An 18,283-nucleotide genomic window follows, 5' to 3' on the forward strand; every position below is an offset into this window, starting at 1 on the left:
AACGCATCTGCATACCGCAACCGTAGAGGTGGCCACTGACAACAACGACCAACCGACTTGCCCGCCACAGCATGTCGCTGCTGCACGCCCATCTGGTGTTCGTGACGAAATACCGCCGGAAAGTGTTCACCGACGCCATGCTCACCTTCTGCGAGCACACCATGGCCGAGGTGTGTGCCGAGTTGGTCGAGTTCAACGGCGAGGCCGACCACTCTAAACGCCGGGCTACGCCCGCCGACAAATCGGGCGGTTGCTCACCCCGGACTTCAAGTCCGAGGCTCGCGCCCAAGAATCCGGTCAGAACGCCGGCCACGGTATCGGCCGCCGCCGATCGGGCATCGGCATCACCGGATCTCTCAGCAGCGCAACGACTCTGGCTCGTAGGGCAGCCACCTCCCGCGGGGTGATGTGGCTGCCCAGTTGCGCGCCGAGTTCGTCGCCGAGTGCCTCATCGAGACGGCCGACCGCCGCGAGGGTGTCATCATCGACGGGCTCTCCCGCCCAGCCCCACAGCACGGTTCGCAGCTTGTCCTCGACGTGCAGGGAGACACCGTGGTCGACGCCGTAGACCTGCCCGTCCACACCGGAGAGGAGGTGTCCGCCCTTGCGGTCGGCGTTGTTGATCAGAATGTCGAACACCGCCACCCGGCGCAGGCGGTCATCGTCGGCGTGCACCAGTGTGACCTCGGCACCGGCGTAGTCGTAGGCCTGCAGAACCGGCAGGTAACCGGCCGGAATGCCGCCTGAGGGCACCAGATCGATGAGGTCCGGCCCCGCATCGCCGGCGGCAGCATTGCCATCCTCGCCGGCTTCGTCGTCGGCGGGCTGGTCGACCCAGCGCTGCAACATTCCCGGGCCCGCCGGCCCATCGCCAATGATGGTGTAGGGCACGATATTCCAGCCCAGCGTCGCTGAAACCAGATAGCTGCAGAGTTCACGCCCGGCCAGCGTGCCCTCCGGGAAGTCCCACAGCGGCGCCTCACCCCGCACCGGTTTGTACACACAGTGCTGAACGCGATCGTCCAGTTTCGCCTCGCACAGGAAGGTCGCGTTGCTCGCAGAACGAATCCGGCCGATGACGGTCAGCTCACCGCGCTGAAGCGCCTGCTCAGGTGTCGTCGACATCGTCGGACCCGGCCAGCGCGCCGCGCCGGTAGCCGTTGGTGCGGACGCAGATGTGCCCTTCGGGATCCAGCGGTTCATCGCAGAGTGGGCAGGGCGGGCGTCCAGCCGAGATGACCCGATTGGAGCGGGCCGCGAACTCCCGGGCCGAGTCAGGGGTCAGGAATACCCGTACCGCGTCGGGACCCTCTTCGGCGTCGTCGAGGACGACCGACGCATCGAACTCGACGTCGGAGACCGCCAGGAGTTCGACCACGACGGTCTCGGCCTCCGAGTCCCAACCCAGGCCCATGGTGCCGACCCGGAACTCGGCATCCACCGGGGTGACCAGTGGGCTCAGATCTTCGACATCACCGGTGTCGGGCGGGACCGGTGTGCCGAAACGACGATTGATCTCCAACAACAGCGCGGCGATCCGTTCGGCAAGCACCTCCACCTGCTGTTTCTCCAGGATCACCGAGATCACCCGGGTGTCGTGGACCGCCTGCAGATAGAAGGTTCGATTCCCCGGTTGGCCGACAGTCCCGGCCACGAATCGGTCGGGTGTGCGGAAGACGTGGATTTCGCGAGCCATGGCAAGGTCCAAAATACCGGCAATGCCACTTCAGCCGTAATTGTGCGGCGTCGCACTCATCCGGTCGATCCGCCCACCACACCGTCACCTGCGGGTACTTCACTGTCTTGTACGGGTTCCTGAGACTTCTCGACGGCGGATGGGGCAGACAGCGCGGCGTTCAGCGCGGAGCCCGTGTGATTGACATGGATCACGAATGGCCGCGCCGTCGTGTAGCGGATGACGCTCACCGAAGCCGGGTCGGCATTGATGCGCTGGAAACTGTCCAGGTGCGAGCCGAGCGCATCGGCCAGCACCGCCTTGATCACGTCGCCGTGGGTACATGCCACCCACAACACGTCACCGCTGTGCTCCTGGGCCAACCTGCGGTCGTGCTCGCGTACCGCCGCCACCGCGCGGGCCTGGACGCCCGCCAGCCCCTCCCCATCGGGAAACACTGCTGCGCTGGGATGTTGCTGGACGACCCCCCACAGCGGTTCCTTCACCAGTTCACCGATTTTGCGGCCGGTCCACGAGCCGTAGTCGACCTCGGAGATTCGCTCATCGATGAGGGGGTCCAGGCTCAGCGCCGAGGCCAGCGGTGCCACCGTTCGCTCACACCGCAGCAACGGTGAGCGAACGATGGCGCGGATCGGCAGCACCCCGATCCGCTCGACGAGCGCCCCGGCCTGCTCGCGACCTCGATCGTCGAGGTCGATGCCCGAGGAGCGACCGGCCAAAGTGTGGGCCGTGTTCGATGTCGAACGGCCGTGGCGCAGTAGCAGAACGGTCATGTCGCGGCCACCACTCCGGTCCCCAACAGAATCAGCACGACGACGCCCAGCACAATGCGGTAACCGACGAACCAGTACATGCTGTGCCGGACCAGGAAACGCAGGAACCAGGACACCGCGGCAAACCCGACGACGAACGCGATGACGGTGGCAACCAGCAACTGGGCACCGCTGGCGCTCATGCCTTCCCCGGCCGGGTTGAACGCGTCGGGCAACGAGAACAGGCCCGAGGCGAACACCGCCGGTATCGCCAGCAGGAAGCCGAAGCGTGCTGCAAGCTCACGATCGAGGCCCCGGAACAGCCCCGCGCTGATCGTCGCACCCGACCGCGAAACCCCCGGCACCAGCGCCAGGCACTGCGCGAGGCCGACGATAACGCTGTCCTTCCAGGTGAGCTGCTCAACTTGACGCGTTTGCCGACCGAAGTACTCAGCCGCCGCGATGACCAGGGAAAAGACTACGAGCGCGGTCGCCACCAGCCACAGATTTCGTGCGCCGGTGCGAATCTCGTCCTTGAACAGCAGCCCGACCACGCCGATCGGTATCGAGCCGATGATCACCCACCACCCCAGCCAGTAATCGACGGTGCGGTGGGCGGCCACGAACAGGCCGCTGAACCACGCCTTGACGATCCGCACGATATCGCGGGCGAAGTAGACCAGCACGGCCGCTTCGGTGCCGAGCTGACTGACGGCGGTGAACGAGGCACCGGCGTCCTCATCGAAGAACACCCGCGATGCGATCGCCAGGTGCCCTGATGAAGACACCGGCAGAAACTCGGTGAGACCCTGCAGTACCGAGAGGACGGCGACCTGAAGCCACGACATCGCAGGCACGTCCGTCACGACGACGACCGTACCGTGACGTGGGGTTAGCGGCCTTCAGCGGCTATGGCGGGGCACCGGCTGAGCTTCGGCCACCGCATCGCGGACCGCGGCAGCAAGGCTGCGCTCGTCGGACAAATCGATTTCGGTCAGTTTGCGGGTGGCCACCGCGACGATGTCTTCGGACTGCGGGACCAGATCACGCAGCCGCGGCCGGTAAATCTCCACGACCAGCGCCTGCCGCTCAATGTGGAAGGAGAACGCTCTCCCGTCGCCCACCTGGCCAAACCCGCTGGCATGCACCCCGGTGGTGATGTCCTCAACTGCGAATTCTCGATCGGTCACGTCGCTGTCCGCCGCGAGATTCATGGCGTTTACCATACCGTCGCCGGCGCCAATTGACGCTGCGATGCCGGCGATTCGGGCCCTTGAATTTGAATACACTGATCCGGTCAGGTTCCGTCCACAATCGAGAGTTTCCCGTTGCCCCGTCGCATTGACCTACCAGCTCAACTGGTCCGCCACACCGTTGCGATACTGACGATGGCCCTGACGGCGGCGCTTTTCACCGGGTGTTCGTCCAAACTTGCGGACACGACCCCGCCCACCATCGATGCCGCGTCAGCGGCCGCGTCGCCGCCGGTTAACGCCACTCCTGCGGGAGTGGTGCGCCCACTGCCCGGTCCCGCGCAGGCGGCGACCTTCGATACCGGGACCGGCTCGCTGGTGGTCCTGGGGGGCGGCGCCGATGAGGGGTCGGTCCTGACGGTCTTCTCTGCGTCAGGTGCGGCCGCTGCGACCCGCCTCGAGGGCACCGCGACGGCGCTGGCCGGCGATGACGAGGGCCGGCTGTTCCTGTCAACGAAAGGCGGTTACTTCCGGTTCGACATCGCGTCGGGCACCGCGACGAGAATCGGCGTGCAGGGTCTCGACGAGGTCGACATCACCGCCATCGCCCGGCGTACCGACGGCCGGCTCGTTCTGGGCAGCGCCGACGGTGCGGTCTACACGCTGGCTTCTGACACCACAGTCAGTGCACGACTGAAGATCTTCGCGCGGGTGGACAGCATCGTCATGCAGGGCGATACCGCCGTCGTGCTGGACCGCGGCCAGACCTCGATCACCAGCCTGAACTCCGAGGGCACGAAGGCCGAACAGGCGCTGCGGGCCGGCGAGGGCGCCACCACCATGGCCGCGGACTCCGCGGGACTGGTACTGGTCACCGACACCCGCGGGGGCGAGTTGCTGGTGTACGGCGTCGATCCGCTCATCCTGCGCCAGCGCTTCCCGGTGCCGGACTCGCCCTACGGCCTCGCAGTGTCCGAGAACCCGACAGGGCTTGCCTGGGTCGCCCAGACGGCGACCAACACCGTCGTTGGTTACGATCTGGCGACCGGGATCCCCGTCGAGAAGGTGCGATATCAAACCGTGCAGCAACCCAACTCGCTGGCCTTCGACAATGCGTCCGCAACCCTCTACGTGGTGTCCGGCGCGGGAGCCGGCATCCAGGTGATCACCTCCGCCGGAGTGCCGAAGTGAGCCCCCCCGCCCGAGGCCCGATGCCCGCGGCCTGGAACAAGGTGGTCTCCGACGACCACTCGGGCGATTACGAGTGGATTCCGTTGCGGCTGCCACCCGAGGTGACCCGCGTCAGCGCATCCATCCGGTTGTCGATCGAGGCCGAGTACCGAGGTTGGGAGTTGACCCGGGTTCGGCTGTACACCGACGGCAGTAGACGGGTACTGCTGAAGCGCAGAAAACGCGCCGACACGGCACGCCACCCTGACCAGCCCGCGCTGTAGAGGGACCGGCTTTGACATACCAAATGTTGCGGCGGGCGCTGTTCCTGGCCCCCCCAGAATGGATCCACACCTGGGTCTTCGCGGGCCTACGCGCCGCCACCCGGCCCGCCGCGCTGCGCCGCGGACTGGCGCGCCGCCTGACTCCGGTGGACCCGGTGCTGTCCAGCACCGTGTTCGGCATCGGCTTTCGGGGCCCAATGGGGCTGGCGGCCGGGTTCGACAAGGACGGGCTCGGTGTGCGCACCTGGGGCGCGCTGGGCTTCGGGCACGCCGAAGTGGGCACCGTCACGGCGCAACCGCAGCCAGGCAATCCGCGGCCGAGGATGTTCCGGTTGCCCGCCGACCGCGCACTGCTCAACCGGATGGGATTCAACAACCAGGGCGCCGGGGCGCTGGCAATGCAGCTCACGCGGCGCAGCCCCGATTTTCCGATCGGGGTCAACATCGGCAAGACCAAGGTCACCCCGCCCGAACGGGCAGCCCAGGACTACGCCGAGAGCGCCCGGCTGCTGGGGCCGCTGGCGGACTACCTGGTCGTCAACGTCAGCTCACCGAACACCCCGGGCTTGCGTGACCTGCAATCGGTCGATGCGCTGCGGCCGATTCTCGCGGCGGTGCTCGCCGAGACGTCGACGCCGGTGCTGGTCAAGATCGCACCCGACCTCGCCGACGGCGATATCGACGACATCGCTGATCTGGCAGTCGAACTCGGCCTCGCCGGGATCGTCGCCACCAACACGACAGTGTCCCGCGACGGCCTGAGGACGCCCCGGGTCGATGAACTGGGCCCCGGCGGCATCTCCGGCCCCCCGGTGGCCCGGCGCTCCGCGCAGGTGCTCCGCCGGCTGTACCGCAGAGTGGGCGACCGACTGGTGCTGATCAGCGTCGGCGGCATCGAGACCCCGCAGGACGCATGGGAGCGCATCGTATCGGGCGCTTCGCTGCTGCAGGGTTACACCGGGTTCGTCTACGGCGGCGGGCTGTGGGCGAAGACGATCCATGACGGGCTCGCGCGCCGCCTGCACGAGAACCGCTTCCGCAGCCTTGCCGACGCTGTCGGATCCGCAACTCGGTGACTTCGGCGTGGTTGTCGACGGCTGGCGAAGACAACCACGCCGAAATCACTACTTCTGTTCGTAGGTGCCGTGGATGAGCGCCCGGGCGATAGCGTGACCGAAGAGGTTGAAGCCCAGGTAGGCCGGGGTGCCCTCCGCGGGAACGTCGAGCTTCTCGACGCCGACGGCGTGCACGGCGACGATGTAGCGGTGCGGCCCGTGCCCGGCCGGCGGAGCTGCCCCGATGAATCGTTTCAGCCCAGCGTCATTGGCCAAAGTGACTGCGTCACCGGGAAATCCGCTGTCACTGCCGTCACCGACACCGGCGGGCAGCTCGGTAACCGTAGCCGGCAGGTTGAACACCGCCCAGTGCCAGAACCCCGAAGCAGTGGGTGCGTCGGGGTCATAGACGGTGACGGCGAAACTGCGGGTGGTTTCGGGGAAGCCCGACCAGCTCAGCTGCGGCGATATGTCTGACCCGCCAGCTCCCATGATGCCGCTGACCTGGTCATTGGCCAGCGATTGTCCATCGGTGAAAGATTCCGAGGTCACCGTGAAGGTCGGTAGCTCGGGCAGGAAATCGTAAGGGTTGTACGGAAAAGACACTGTCGGCCAATCCTCTCGTCATCGGTCGGGTGTTCAGCAGTGCAGGAGAAAATGTTCGAGCACCCGCGCCCCAAAGGTCAACGCGTCAACCGGTACCCGCTCGTCGACGCCGTGGAACAACGCGGCAAAATCCAGATCAGCCGGCAGCCGCAATGGTGCGAAACCGAAGCACCGAATTCCCAAGCGGGCAAAGTGTTTTGCATCAGTTCCCCCGGAGAGCATATAGGGCACAATGCGCGCGTCGCTATCGGCGTACAGAATCGCAGCGTTCATCGCTTCGAGCAGATCGCCGTCGAACGAGGTCTCGTAGGAAGGAAGTTCGGTGATCCACTCACGGATTATGTCGGGCCCGATGACCTCGTCGACCTCACGCTCGAACTCGGCCAGTCGGCCCGGCAGGACGCGGCAGTCGACAACGGCCTCGGCGGTGGCGGGGATGACGTTGGCCTTGTACCCGGCCTTGAGCATCGTCGGGTTGGCGGTGTCGCGCAGTGTGGCACCCACGATCTTGGCGATGGGCCCGAGCTTGGCGACCGCACCGTCAAGATCGGCCGAGTCGGCATCGAAGCTGTATCCCGTTTCCTCGCTCACCGCTGCCAAGAACTGCTGCACCGATTCGGTGAGCACGATCGGGAACTGGTGGCGGCCCAACTTTGTGACGGCCTCGGCCACCGCGGTGACGGCGTTGTCGTCGTGCACCATCGACCCGTGGCCCGCCCGGCCGCGCGCCGACAACCGCATCCACATCATCGCCTTCTCGGCAGTCTCGATGAGGTAGAGCCGACGGTCGCCGCCTTCGCGACGCGGCACGGTCAGCGAGAATCCGCCGACCTCGCCGACCGCCTCGCTGACACCATCGAAGAGATCGGGACGATTCTCCACCAGCCATTTGCACCCGAAGTTGCCGCCTGCCTCCTCGTCGGAGACGAAGGCGAACACCAGGTCGCGAGGCGGAACGATGCCCGAGCGCTTGAAGTGCCGGGCGACGGCGATCATCATCCCGACCATGTCCTTCATATCGACCGCGCCGCGGCCCCACACGTATCCGTTCTCGACGGCCCCGGAGAACGGGTGCACGCTCCAGTCGGACGCCTCGGCGGGCACCACGTCGAGATGGCCGTGCAGCATCAGTGCGCCGCGGGACGGGTCTGCACCTTTGAGCCGGGCGAACACGTTGGCCCGACCTGGCGCGCCCGCCTCGACGTACTCGGTGGTGAACCCGACTTCCTCGAGTTGGCCTACCACCCAGCGTGCGCAGTCGGCCTCCCCCTTGGTGGTGGCCGGCTCACCGGTGTTGGAGGTGTCGAAACGGATCAGCGCGCTCACAAGGCCGACGACCTCGTCGCTGGGCGTCGGTGCGGAACTCACAGTCACTTTCCTACCATCCTTCTCCGAGCCTGTTGCGAGAGTTCCCGGCTCTCGCGGGTTTGGCCCGGACACGCCGATCCGATAGCCTAAGTTGCTTTCGAACTGGTCCGAGTGGCGGAATGGCAGACGCGCTAGCTTGAGGTGCTAGTGCCCTATTAACGGGCGTGGGGGTTCAAGTCCCCCCTCGGACACCACAAACCAAAAGGCAACCGATGGACGATTCGAGAGCCTCGTCACCGCCACGGGCGATCGCGCTCGACCTGTACCGGGCAATGGCGGTGATGCTCGTCGTCATCGGCCACTGGCTACTTTCTGTGATGACGTACCGCAACGGCGAGTTCGGCCGGGACAATCCGCTGGTCCTGATGCCCTGGACCCAATGGCTCACGTGGTTCTTCCAAGTTGTTCCGGTGTTCTTCGCAGTCGCCGGCTACGCAAGCGCCGTGTCGTGGGCGCGACTGCGCGCCGATGACGCCAGGTCGCGGCAGGACTGGATACGCCGCCGCGTGGCTCGCACGCTCGGGCCCACCGCGATCTACGCCGTATTCGTCCTCGCCGTGATCACGGTGCTCATGCTGGCCGGTGTCGACGGAACGGTCTTGGAGTTGGGCGGCTGGGCGGTCGCCATGCATCTGTGGTTTCTGGCTGTGTATCTGATGGTGGTCGCGCTGACGCCGGTAGCCGTGGCCGCACACCGGCGCTGGGGCCTCGCGGTGCCGGCGGTACTCGCTGCCTGTGTGATCGTGGTCGACGCGGCGGGAATCGGCACCGGGCATCCCGAGATCCGAATGGCGAATTACTTCTTCTGTTGGGCGGCGATCTATCAGCTCGGGATTGCCTGGCACGGTGGACGTCTGGGAAAGCGCCTGCTGGTTGCGATGGCGGTCGTCGCCGCGATAGCTCTCCCACTGCTGGTGACCTGGGGCCCTTACCCCATCGCGATGATCGGCGTTCCGGGTGTCCGGGTGGAGAACAGCGCTCCCCCTTCGGTTGCCCTGTTGGCGTTGGGGAGCGTGCAGATCGGGCTGCTGTTCGCGGTAGTGCCCGCGTTGAACCGCGCGCTGGCACGGGGCAGGTGGCCGCGCGTGATCTCGACAGCCAACAACAACGTCATGGCGCTGTACCTGTGGCACATGATGCCCGTCATCGTCGTCACACTGGTCGGATACCCGACAGGACTGCTTCCGCAGCCCCCACTCGGCACAGGCGCATGGTGGCTGGCCCGCCTGGAGTGGGAACTGGTGCTGGCGATTGTCACCGTGGTCTTGCTGAGCTTCTTGTCGTGGCAACGACGACTGTTCGCCTCGCCGATACCGACTTTCGCAACGCCGTTGCGCGACAACATCGCAATGGCCACGCTCTATGTCGGAACGGCCGCCTGCGCGCTGTCCCTTGGTCTCATCTCTGCGGGCGGCTTCGCTCCCGATGGCCGACCACCGCTAGTGGCGGTGGCGCTCCTGTTCGGAGGCGCACTACTGGTCGCCATCCGTCCGCGCCACGGGGCCACCGACAGTTCGTCGGGTTCATCCGCACCGGCTGACCCTAAAGGAACAGCAGCCTGACCGTGATCGTCAGTAGACATCGCGCACATAGCGTTTCTCGGCAACCAACTCGCGCTTGTAGTCTCGGGCCGACTCCATGTTCATTCCGCCGTGGGACCGAATGATCTCCGTCAGGGCTTCGTCGACTTCCCTGGCCATCCGGCCGGCGTCGCCGCACACGTAGAAATGCGCCCCACCCTCGAGCCAGCGCCACACGTCGGCGCCGTAGTCGAGCATCTTGTGCTGAACGTACACCCGCTGGTTCTGGTCGCGGGAGAAGGCGAGATCCAGGCGGTTCAGGAAGCCATCATCGACCATATCGGCCAGATCGTCGCGATAGTAAAAGTTGTGAGCGCGGTGTCGGTCGCCGAAGAACAACCAGTTGGGGCCGGTGTGACCGAGCGCGCGGCGTTCCTGGAGAAAGCCGCGAAACGGAGCAACCCCGGTACCGGGCCCGACCATGATCATCGGGGTCTGGGCGTCCCCTGGGGGACGGAAGTGCGGCGAGCGCTGGAGGAACACGGGCACCGTGGTGCGCTCGGCCAACTCGGCCAGATAGGTCGAGGCGACGCCGCCGCGCGGCGCCCCGCCGGCACTGCGGTAGCGCACCACAGACACGGTCAACTGGATTTCGTGTGGGCTGACGAGCGGACTGGATGAGATCGAGTACTGCCGAGGCGTCAACCGCACCAACACCTCTTGCCATAGTTGCGGACTGGCGCGCACGGTGAATTCGGTGACCAGGTCGAGTCCGTTGCGGTTCACCAACCACTTGTCGAGGCGGCCGCGGTCCTTACGCAGCCGCTTGGCAAACCTGGCATCCGAACAATGTTCGGCGACGAAGCCGATCAAATTCGGCGTCACCTTGCAGACGTCGTAGTGCGACGCCAGTGCGTGCCGCAGCGGGATGGCCGCTCCGTCGACGACGATCGACTCGTCGCCACTCAGACCGGTTGCCGCGAGCCAACTCTCGACAACCTGCCCGGAGTTGGTCACGTACACGCCTAATGAGTCGCCGGCGGAGTACGTCACGTGCTGGTCACTGATGTCGAACCCGAACTGCCGCACGTCTTTGGTCGCCGCGGCCGGTGTGAGACTGGTGTTGCGGCACAGCGGCGCGGTAATCGGGAAGCCGCGGGTGAACGGTGTGGGTGTGGTGACGGGCGAAGTCGTGGGCGCTGCCGCGGGCGCCGACACCGGCACGGAAGCCAAGGGCGCGCGATCGGGTTGCTGGGAGGGTGCGGCCATCACCTCGGCGACCGAGTCCGCCCACATCGCGAGCGGTTGACCTTCGTGGGCCTCGCATTCGGCGCGGTCCAGCAATCTGATGCCGCCCAGTTCCGCCAACCGGGCATCGAGTGATTTCGCGTATCCGCAGAAGTTGTCGTAGGAGCGGTCACCGATACCCAGCACCATGAAACGCACGCCCTTCAGTGAGGGCGCCTGCGGCGCCTGCAGCCGCTCCCAGAAGTCCGCACCGTTGTCCGGTGGTCCGCCGTCACCGAAGGTGCTGGTAATGAGGACGACCCAACTCTCCCCCGCGATATCAGATAACGCGATGGCGTCCATCGCCCGAAGCCGTGCACCACCGAGCCGTTCACCCAGCTTGCTCGCGACTTCCTCGGCATAACCGGTCTGCGAGGCCCACAGAACCAACGGCCCCTCCTCGACCGCCATTTGCGCGAGCGGCTCGGCGGCCGGCGCGCCGGACGGCAGCCGGGAGAACTGACCCGCCAGCAGTCCGTCCGTCCACAGTCGAGTGCGGGCACCGATCGGCGCGGATGCGGGCAGCACGGGAACACCTGGCACGCCTTGTTCGACCCCAGCGAAAAACCCCGTCAGATAGAGTGTTTCGCTCTCGGAGAGTTCGGGTCCGTCCGGGGGGATCAGTAGCGCCGGCCGGACCGGAACCGGAACCAGCCGCACCGCGCACACCTTGAACTCCGGCTGCAACGAGTCTGGATCAACGGCATCGTTGGTCACCGCATTGATGGTCAGGTTCTGGCCGTGTTCGTCGTTCCAGTGAAAAGGCGCCCAGACATTACCGGGCCGCACCCGGTCGGTGATGACAGCGGGCAACACGGCGCGGCCCCGCCGTGAGACCACCTCCACGTCACTGCCTTCGGCGACCCCCAGGGTGCCGGCATCGTCGGGATGGATCTCGACGGATGGCGCGCCGTTGAGTTTGTTGAGCTTGTCCACCTTCCCGGTCTTGGTCATGGTGTGCCACTGATGTTGCAAACGGCCGGTGTTGAGGATGAACGGATAGTCACCCGAAACCGGGTCGGGTAACTCGGCGGCATCCTGGTGCGGACACCGGTGAAACACCGCCCGCCGGGACGCGGTGGCGAACGCCAACCGGGGCTGATGTCCGTCAACATCGGTATAGAGATCCTGCGATACACCGTCGTTGAGGTATCGGATCGGGTTGCGGTCGGCAAAGCTGCGCGGGCGCCCGTCGGGATTCACCTCCGGCGGGCACGGCCACTGCACCGGGGTTTCGCGAAGCCGTTCGTAGCTGACGCCCCGCAGATCGTATCCGGTTCGGGGATTATGGAATCGGCGGATCTCGTTGAAGATCTGCTCACTGGATTTATAGGCGAACTCATCCCCGAACCCGAGATGCTGGGCCACGCCACAGATCAGCTCCCAGTCGGGCCGGGCGTCCCCAACCGGTGGGATGGACTGCTGCAGAAGCGTGAGGTTGCGTTCGGAGTTGACCATGACAGCGTCGGCTTCGGCCCACAGCGTTGCCGGCAGCATGATGTCGGCGTAATGATTCGTTGCGGTGTCGACGTAGGCGTCCTGGGTGATCACCAGGTCCGCGGACTTCAGCCCGGTGATCGTGGTGTCTCGATTAGGCATGCTGGCAACGGGATTCGTGCAGATGATCCACACGGCTTTGATCTGTCCGCTGCCCAGTTGCCGGAACATCTCGACAGTTCCCGGTCCGACGTCGGTGCGAATGGTGCCCGGTTCCAGGTCCCACTGCTGTTCGACGAATGCCCGGTCGTCGGAGGATTGCACGGCCCGCTGGCCCGGCAGACCTGGACCCAGATAACCCATTTCGCGGCCACCCATGGCATTGGGCTGACCGGTCAGTGACATGGGGCCGCTGCCCGGCCGGCATATGGCTCCGGTAGCCAGATGCAGATTACAGATCGCGTTGGTGTTCCGGGTGCCGTGGGTGCTCTGGTTCAATCCCATTGTCCAGCAGGTCATCCAGTCACCAGCCGCGGCGATCATTGCGGCTGCGGTGCGGATATCGGCCTCGTCCAGGCCGGTGATGGCGGCAACCCGATCCGGAGTGTAGTCAGCCAGAAAATCCGGCATCGCCTCCCAGCCTTGGGTGTGTTCGGCGATGAAGTCCTCGTCGATCGCTCCGTCCCGAACCAACTGATGCAAGATTCCGTTCAGCAGTGCCAGATCGGTGCCGGGCCGGATCTGGAGGTACAGGTCGGCCTTTTCGGCGGTGGTGGTTCGACGCGGATCGACGACGATCAACTCGGCACCGGCTTTGAGCCGGTCCGCCATCCGAAGGTAGAGAATCGGATGGCAGTCGGCCATGTTCGAGCCGATGACAAAGAACAGGTTCGCGCAGTCGAAATCGGCGTATGAACCCGGTGGTCCATCTGCGCCCAGTGACTGCTTGAAGCCGGTGCCTGCACTGGCCATGCACAGCCGTGAGTTGGACTCGATGTGCATGGTGCGCAGGAAGCCTTTGGCGAGCTTGGTGGCAAGATACTGAGCCTCGATCGACATCTGTCCCGAGACGTAGAACGCCACTGCATCCGGGCCGTGTTCGTCGACGATCGCACGCAGCCGCCGGCCTGCCTCGGCCAACGCATCATCGATGTCGGCGACCACCGGGTCGTCGTCTCGGGACGGCCGTAGCAGGGCCGTCGTCAGCCGACCGTCGGTGGCCGCCATCATCTCAGCGTGGGTGGCGCCCTTCGTGCACAGGCGTCCGAAGTTGGCGGGGTGCAGTTTGTCCCCGGAAACCTTGGCGATCACCGGAACCCCTGTGTCAGGGTCGGCGCGGGTCTCCACGGACATCCCGCAACCGACCCCGCAATAGGAGCAGGCGGTCCGGGTCAGCATCCCGGGCTGGCCGACGACTTCCATCGCGTCATCGTGCACGAACTGTGTTGCGTTCTTGTTCCGTAGGCGTTAGCCGAGGCATTCAGGTGATTACACACCGACCTGCCCCATCCGCGTGTTCTTGCGCAGGTAGAAGAACCAGGTGACCCCCAGCAGAAGCAAGAAGAACGCCACGTAGAACTGCAGTGCAGGCTCGATGTTGCCGAACTGGGACTTCGACCACGCGTATGCCAGCGGAACGATGAACCCGCCGAACGCGCCTACCGAGGAGATGATGCCCAATGCCCCGGCGGCCTGCCGCCGCATGTGCAGCATGGTCAGTGGATCTCCACCGGCGTCTTCGCCCTTGATCCGGAAGATCTTGGAGATCATTCGGTAGGTGGAACCGTTGCCGATGCCGGTGGCGATGAACAGGAACATGAAGGATGTAAAGAACACCGGCATGTTCACGGCCTGTACTGACCACAGCGCGCCCGATGCGCCTACCGCCAGCATGACGAAGCTGATCGCGGTGATGCGCGCCCCACCGATCTGATCTGCGAGCTTGCCGCCGAGCGGTCGGGCGATCGAGCCGATACCGGCCCCGAGGAATGCGTAGGCCAGCGCGATATCGCCTCGGTCGAAAACCGCTTTCAACAGCGTTGGGAATGCCGCGGAGTAGCCGATGAAGGAGCCGAAGGTGCCGATGTAGAGCAGGGACATGATCCAGGTGTCGGCGTGCCGCAGTGACTGCCAGACCGGCTTCACGTCGGCCTTGGCCTCACTCAGGTTGTTCATGAACAGGAACGCGCAGACAGCCGCGGCCACCGCGAAGGGCACGTAGAACAACCCGGCCAGTGACAGTGTCACACCGCCGCCGATGGTGACGACGACCGGAATTACCTTCTGCGCAGCGGCAACTCCGATGTTGCCGCCCGCTGCGTTGAGTCCGAGTGCCCAACCCTTCTCTTTCTCCGGGTAGAAGAACGAGATGTTGGCCATCGACGATGCGAAGTTCCCACCGCCGAAGCCGGCGGTGGCAGCAACCGCCAGCAACAGCCCGAACGAGATGCTGGGATCGCTGACCACCCAAGCCAGACCCAGGCACGGTATCAACAGCAGCAGCGCCGAGATCACCGTCCAATTGCGTCCGCCGAATACCGGGACCGCGAACGTGTACGGCAACCTGAGGAACGCTCCCACCCCACTGGGGACCGCGACCAGCCACAATGCCTGGGTAGTGGTGAGCGCCCAGCCTGATGCGGCCGGGGTACCGTCGGCGGCCGCAGTCATCTGGACGACGACGATGCTCCACAGCAGCCACACCGAGAATCCGATGTGTTCGGCAAAGATGGAGAAGATCAGGTTGCGGCGGGCCACCGGTTTCCCGGTCTTGGCCCAGAATTCCGGGTCCTCCGGGCGCCAGTCATCGATCCAGTGCTTGCCGTGCTGGCGTGGCGGCGCCGGAGGTGCCGCTGCCGCGACAGGTTCGGTCGATGCGCTGTTCGTAACAGTCATGATGTCTCCTGTGCTGGGGGACCGATGCGTTTCCTGCTGCTTCACACGGTTGAGCCAGGCCACGATGGGCCTCGGAGAGGAACGACGCTGTTCAGGCTCGTCCTAGGTGTACTGCCAGGGCATTCCACCTCGATTGCACAGTGGTGACCGCGAGGAAAACACGGCCTCACAATGGAGGACAGTTCGGCGTGAGGCGTTGGCCCGTGCGGCACTCCGTCGGGGCGACAGTGCCCAGTCTTGATCGACGAGCACCTCGTCGCCGCCGCCTCAGATCGGGATGACCCTGACCAGCTCTTCCAACCCCGAGAAGTCACCGGGGTTTCGGGTGTGCGAGTCGAAACGGTGAGCGTGCGCGGCCGCCGCGATCACATCGGCGAACCGCTCATCCGGCTGGCGCCTGTTCGCAACCACCGCGGCCAATACCAGACCTTAACTTCACCCACTGCTCACGGCGTTCGCGCCACTCCTTTACGTCCGCCTTTAGACGGCAGCAGCTCCATCGATGATGGTGCCGGTGCCGGTCGCATCGCCGATCGTCGCCCCGTTGGGGCTGGACAGCGTCACGATGAAGCTCTCATTGCCTTCCATCACGGAGTCGCCAAACACCACCACGCCGACGGACTTGGTGGTCTCGCCCGGCAGGAACGTGAGAGTGCCGGCGGTGGCGGCGTAATCGCTGCCACCGGTGGCCGTGCCGTTCGACGTCGCGTACTGCACCGTCACCGTCTGGTCCGACGGGGCGGCCAGGGAGACTACGAACTGCGCAAGCACGCCGGAGTTGCCCTCGTCGAAGTCGAACTGGATGGCGTCCAGGTAGGCCACCTTGTTCTGGTTGACGGTGTTCCAGTCGTTGGCCAGAATCCCGCCGGTGTCACCGGAATTGGGGTTCCAGGACCAGAACGTCCAGGACATGTCCTGCGTCCCCTCGGCGATGTCGATCGTGCCGTCGTTGTCGAAGTCGCCGGAGAGGTAGGACGTGATCGCCTCATACCAGATGACGTCCTTGGGGTCAGTGAGATTCGTGCCGAACTCGCCCAGATAGATCGGCGCGATGTTCTGCTCGTAGATGTAGCCCCACATCTGCTCGAACTTCGCCGGAAGATGCTCACCGAAGTCAGCACTTTGGAACCACGGCTGTGGCCACACCGAGTTCGGGTAATCGTGCGGCGAGTAGACGACCCGGTTGGGCACGTCGAGCACGATCGGACGGTCCGCAACCCCCATCAGATTGCCACCCCACCAATAGTTCTCGCCCTGATACTCCGCCACACCCTCGACGAAGATCAGCCAGTTGGAGTTCACTTCGAGAATGGCGTTGCCCGCCCGCTCGGCTGCCGCTGCCCAGTCGTTGACTCCTCCGCCACCCCAGGTCCCGTTGTGTGGCTCGTTGTGCAGGTCAGCGCCGATCACGGTCGGGTCGTTCCCGTAGCGCTGCGCCAGCATCTGCCAATCGTTGACCCACTCTGCCTCGGTGTACTGGCTGTCGTACCAGAGCCCGTTCTCGCTGGCGCCCGCTCCGGCGCCGCTGCGGTGATGATCGAGGATGACTCGTAGTCCGACCTCGCCTGCATAGCGGACGATCTCATCCATGACCTCGAGCGAGGACAGGCCTACCAGCTCGGGATTCTGGAAAAAGTCGATGCCGCTGGGCGCTGCGGTGGTGTGCAGCATCTGGCTGGAGTACGGCAGCCGAATGGTGTTGAAATCCAGATCGACCATCTGGTCCATCATGTCCTGGTAGCTGCGCGTCCACAGGCCGTGCGGCGAATAGATGTCGCTTTCGAGGCCGAACCAGTTGACGCCGGCGATTTGCACGGGGTTGCCCGCCGAATCGACGATCTGGTTGCCCGAAGTCTCGAACCAGCCGGGCGCGACGCCGGTTCCGGGTGCGCCCTCGGTGGCAGAGGCGTCGGAGATGCTCAGTGACAGGTTCGCCGGATTCGCCACATCGTCGTTGGTGATGGTGCCGACCGCGGTGGCATCAGCGATGGTCGCGCCGGACGGATTCGACAAAGTGACGGTCAACGTTTCGTTCTGCTCGACCACCGCATCACCGACGACGGCGATGTCAACCTGCTGGGAGGTCACCCCGGGCGCGAACGTGACCGTGCCCGACTCGGCGGTGAAATCCGCACCGGCAACAGCAGTGCCATTGGCGGTCGCATAACCCACCGTCACCGGACTGCTCGACGCCTCCGACAGCGACACCGCGAAACCAAGACTCGAAGAACCGCTATCACCCTCAGCCCCAACCGCATCCCCAATCGACACACTGGGCAGCTGCGGCACCGGCACCGGAGTACCGACAGCAACTCCGTTGACTTTGAAGTTGCTCACCGTAGCCGCCGCCCCGCCCGGGGTCGCCTGATAGCCCAGCACCACACTGCTACCAGCACCAACCACACCGTTCCACGCCGCATTACGCAGCACATAGTGACCAGCTGCGCTGGACACCATCTCGGCGTTCCAAACATTGGTGATCTCCGCCGGCGAATCGAACTCCAGCGTCCAACCATCGATACCCGCTCCCGCGGTCACCGTGATCTCCGCGACGTGACCCGACCCCCAATCGTCGGTCACCTCATGCACCACCGAATTAACACCAGGCGCGGGAGTGGCCACATCATCGTTGGTGATGGTGCCGACCGCGGTGCCATCAGCGATGGTCGCGCCCGAGGGACCCGACAACGTCACGGTGAGGGTTTCGTTGGCTTCCACGACGCCGTCACCCAGCACAGCGACGGTGACCAGTTGCGAAGTCACCCCGGGAGCAAAGGTCACCGTGCCCGACTCGCCGACATAGTCACCACCGGCCACCGCGGTGCCATCAGCGGTGGTATAGCCCACGCTCACCGCATCGACCGAAGCATCCGACAACGACACCGTGAAACCCAAATCCGAAGTCCCACTATCACCCTCAACACCGGCAGCATCCCCAATCGACACACTGGGCAACTGCGGGGCGGCCACATCGTCGTTGGTGATGGTGCCGACCGCGGTGGCATCAGCGATGGTCGCGC

15 protein-coding genes, 1 tRNA gene and 3 pseudogenes are annotated in these 18,283 nt (G+C 65.1%); 6 read left to right on the forward strand and 13 right to left on the reverse strand.

Features of this window, described 5'->3' with window-relative positions:
* Nucleotides 1-71: 71 nt before the first annotated feature.
* Nucleotides 72-212: pseudogene (locus ACPGXI_RS15850) on the forward strand (transposase); the annotation flags it as partial.
* A gap of 85 nt (nucleotides 213-297) precedes the next feature.
* Here ACPGXI_RS15850 and ACPGXI_RS15855 read toward each other — a convergent pair.
* Genes ACPGXI_RS15855 through ACPGXI_RS15875 form a run of 5 tightly spaced genes read right to left on the reverse strand, consistent with a single transcriptional unit; the run spans nucleotide 298 to nucleotide 3,662 of the window.
* Nucleotides 298-1,125, reverse strand: coding sequence for an Rv2133c family protein (locus ACPGXI_RS15855; protein WP_526654603.1), 828 nt, complete (start codon nucleotides 1,123-1,125; stop codon nucleotides 298-300).
* Nucleotides 1,109-1,696, reverse strand: a complete 588-nt coding sequence (locus ACPGXI_RS15860) for an Rv2134c family protein (protein ID WP_526654605.1) — start codon at nucleotides 1,694-1,696, stop codon at nucleotides 1,109-1,111. The genes ACPGXI_RS15855 and ACPGXI_RS15860 overlap by 17 nt, the downstream gene beginning before the upstream one ends.
* A 56-nt stretch (nucleotides 1,697-1,752) precedes the next feature.
* The gene (locus tag ACPGXI_RS15865; protein WP_526654607.1) at nucleotides 1,753-2,469 is read right to left on the reverse strand and encodes a histidine phosphatase family protein; all 717 of its coding nucleotides are present in this window, start codon (nucleotides 2,467-2,469) and stop codon (nucleotides 1,753-1,755) included.
* Entirely contained in the window at nucleotides 2,466-3,296 is an 831-nt protein-coding gene (locus tag ACPGXI_RS15870; RefSeq protein ID WP_526654627.1) for an undecaprenyl-diphosphate phosphatase, read from the reverse strand. Before ACPGXI_RS15870 ends, ACPGXI_RS15865 begins: the two co-directional genes overlap by 4 nt.
* A 54-nt stretch (nucleotides 3,297-3,350) precedes the next feature.
* Entirely contained in the window at nucleotides 3,351-3,662 is a 312-nt protein-coding gene (locus ACPGXI_RS15875; RefSeq protein WP_526654609.1) for a hypothetical protein, read from the reverse strand.
* Between the two features lie 174 nt (nucleotides 3,663-3,836).
* On the opposite strand from ACPGXI_RS15875, the gene ACPGXI_RS15880 reads away from it, so the two are divergent.
* Genes ACPGXI_RS15880 through ACPGXI_RS15890 form a run of 3 tightly spaced genes read left to right on the forward strand, consistent with a single transcriptional unit; the run spans nucleotide 3,837 to nucleotide 6,171 of the window.
* Nucleotides 3,837-4,832 (forward strand): YncE family protein, encoded by a 996-nt coding sequence (locus ACPGXI_RS15880; protein WP_526654611.1) that lies wholly within the window; start codon nucleotides 3,837-3,839, stop codon nucleotides 4,830-4,832.
* The gene (locus ACPGXI_RS15885) at nucleotides 4,829-5,095 is read left to right on the forward strand and encodes a DUF5703 family protein (protein WP_526654613.1); all 267 of its coding nucleotides are present in this window, start codon (nucleotides 4,829-4,831) and stop codon (nucleotides 5,093-5,095) included. The genes ACPGXI_RS15880 and ACPGXI_RS15885 overlap by 4 nt, the downstream gene beginning before the upstream one ends.
* A gap of 23 nt (nucleotides 5,096-5,118) precedes the next feature.
* On the forward strand, nucleotides 5,119-6,171 hold the full coding sequence (locus ACPGXI_RS15890) for a quinone-dependent dihydroorotate dehydrogenase (RefSeq protein WP_526654629.1): 1,053 nt from the start codon (nucleotides 5,119-5,121) through the stop codon (nucleotides 6,169-6,171).
* 48 nt (nucleotides 6,172-6,219) lie between these two features.
* Here the strand turns inward: ACPGXI_RS15890 and ACPGXI_RS15895 are convergent, their stop codons facing one another.
* Together ACPGXI_RS15895 and ACPGXI_RS15900 are read right to left on the reverse strand one after the other, a co-directional pair.
* Nucleotides 6,220-6,756, reverse strand: a complete 537-nt coding sequence (locus ACPGXI_RS15895) for a YbhB/YbcL family Raf kinase inhibitor-like protein (protein ID WP_526654615.1) — start codon at nucleotides 6,754-6,756, stop codon at nucleotides 6,220-6,222.
* A gap of 33 nt (nucleotides 6,757-6,789) precedes the next feature.
* The gene (locus ACPGXI_RS15900; RefSeq protein WP_526654617.1) at nucleotides 6,790-8,130 is read right to left on the reverse strand and encodes a M20/M25/M40 family metallo-hydrolase; all 1,341 of its coding nucleotides are present in this window, start codon (nucleotides 8,128-8,130) and stop codon (nucleotides 6,790-6,792) included.
* A gap of 99 nt (nucleotides 8,131-8,229) precedes the next feature.
* Here ACPGXI_RS15900 and ACPGXI_RS15905 point away from each other — a divergent pair.
* Nucleotides 8,230-8,318 (forward strand) — tRNA-Leu (locus tag ACPGXI_RS15905).
* A gap of 18 nt (nucleotides 8,319-8,336) precedes the next feature.
* The gene (locus tag ACPGXI_RS15910; RefSeq protein WP_526654619.1) at nucleotides 8,337-9,686 is read left to right on the forward strand and encodes an acyltransferase family protein; all 1,350 of its coding nucleotides are present in this window, start codon (nucleotides 8,337-8,339) and stop codon (nucleotides 9,684-9,686) included.
* A gap of 9 nt (nucleotides 9,687-9,695) precedes the next feature.
* Here ACPGXI_RS15910 and ACPGXI_RS15915 read toward each other — a convergent pair whose 3' ends face one another.
* From ACPGXI_RS15915 to ACPGXI_RS15940, 6 genes and pseudogenes are all read right to left on the reverse strand, one after another.
* Nucleotides 9,696-11,885: a molybdopterin dinucleotide binding domain-containing protein gene (locus ACPGXI_RS15915; protein WP_526654631.1), complete on the reverse strand. Its 2,190-nt coding sequence runs from the start codon at nucleotides 11,883-11,885 to the stop codon at nucleotides 9,696-9,698.
* Nucleotides 11,886-12,353: 468 nt separating this feature from the next.
* Nucleotides 12,354-13,598 (reverse strand): annotated as a pseudogene (locus tag ACPGXI_RS15920) (molybdopterin-dependent oxidoreductase); the annotation flags it as partial.
* 54 nt (nucleotides 13,599-13,652) lie between these two features.
* Nucleotides 13,653-13,790 (reverse strand): annotated as a pseudogene (locus ACPGXI_RS15925) (hypothetical protein); the annotation flags it as partial.
* A gap of 66 nt (nucleotides 13,791-13,856) precedes the next feature.
* Nucleotides 13,857-15,263 carry a NarK family nitrate/nitrite MFS transporter gene (locus tag ACPGXI_RS15930; RefSeq protein ID WP_526654621.1) on the reverse strand — a complete coding sequence of 469 codons (1,407 nt, stop codon included), beginning with the start codon at nucleotides 15,261-15,263 and terminating at the stop codon, nucleotides 13,857-13,859.
* 267 nt (nucleotides 15,264-15,530) lie between these two features.
* Nucleotides 15,531-15,683 (reverse strand): PIN domain-containing protein, encoded by a 153-nt coding sequence (locus ACPGXI_RS15935; RefSeq protein ID WP_526654623.1) that lies wholly within the window; start codon nucleotides 15,681-15,683, stop codon nucleotides 15,531-15,533.
* A gap of 60 nt (nucleotides 15,684-15,743) precedes the next feature.
* The coding region (locus ACPGXI_RS15940; RefSeq protein WP_526654625.1) for a Calx-beta domain-containing protein at nucleotides 15,744-18,283 on the reverse strand (2,540 nt) is incomplete at its 5' end.

This window comes from Mycobacterium sp. (genome assembly GCF_049608025.1).
GTDB lineage: Bacteria > Actinomycetota > Actinomycetes > Mycobacteriales > Mycobacteriaceae > Mycobacterium.

Bases quoted from the DNA above. Each gene is read 5' to 3' on its own strand.
- ACPGXI_RS15910 (WP_526654619.1), top strand. From the start codon at position 8,337: ATGGACGATTCGAGAGCCTCGTCACCGCCACGGGCGATCGCGCTCGAC.
- ACPGXI_RS15880 (WP_526654611.1), top strand. From the start codon at position 3,837: ATGGCCCTGACGGCGGCGCTTTTCACCGGGTGTTCGTCCAAACTTGCG.
- ACPGXI_RS15915 (WP_526654631.1), bottom strand. From the start codon at position 11,885: ATGACCAAGACCGGGAAGGTGGACAAGCTCAACAAACTCAACGGCGCG.
- ACPGXI_RS15855 (WP_526654603.1), bottom strand. From the start codon at position 1,125: ATGTCGACGACACCTGAGCAGGCGCTTCAGCGCGGTGAGCTGACCGTC.
- ACPGXI_RS15930 (WP_526654621.1), bottom strand. From the start codon at position 15,263: ATGACTGTTACGAACAGCGCATCGACCGAACCTGTCGCGGCAGCGGCA.
- ACPGXI_RS15860 (WP_526654605.1), bottom strand. From the start codon at position 1,696: ATGGCTCGCGAAATCCACGTCTTCCGCACACCCGACCGATTCGTGGCC.
- ACPGXI_RS15890 (WP_526654629.1), top strand. From the start codon at position 5,119: ATGTTGCGGCGGGCGCTGTTCCTGGCCCCCCCAGAATGGATCCACACC.
- ACPGXI_RS15870 (WP_526654627.1), bottom strand. From the start codon at position 3,296: ATGTCGTGGCTTCAGGTCGCCGTCCTCTCGGTACTGCAGGGTCTCACC.
- ACPGXI_RS15865 (WP_526654607.1), bottom strand. From the start codon at position 2,469: ATGACCGTTCTGCTACTGCGCCACGGCCGTTCGACATCGAACACGGCC.
- ACPGXI_RS15875 (WP_526654609.1), bottom strand. From the start codon at position 3,662: ATGAATCTCGCGGCGGACAGCGACGTGACCGATCGAGAATTCGCAGTT.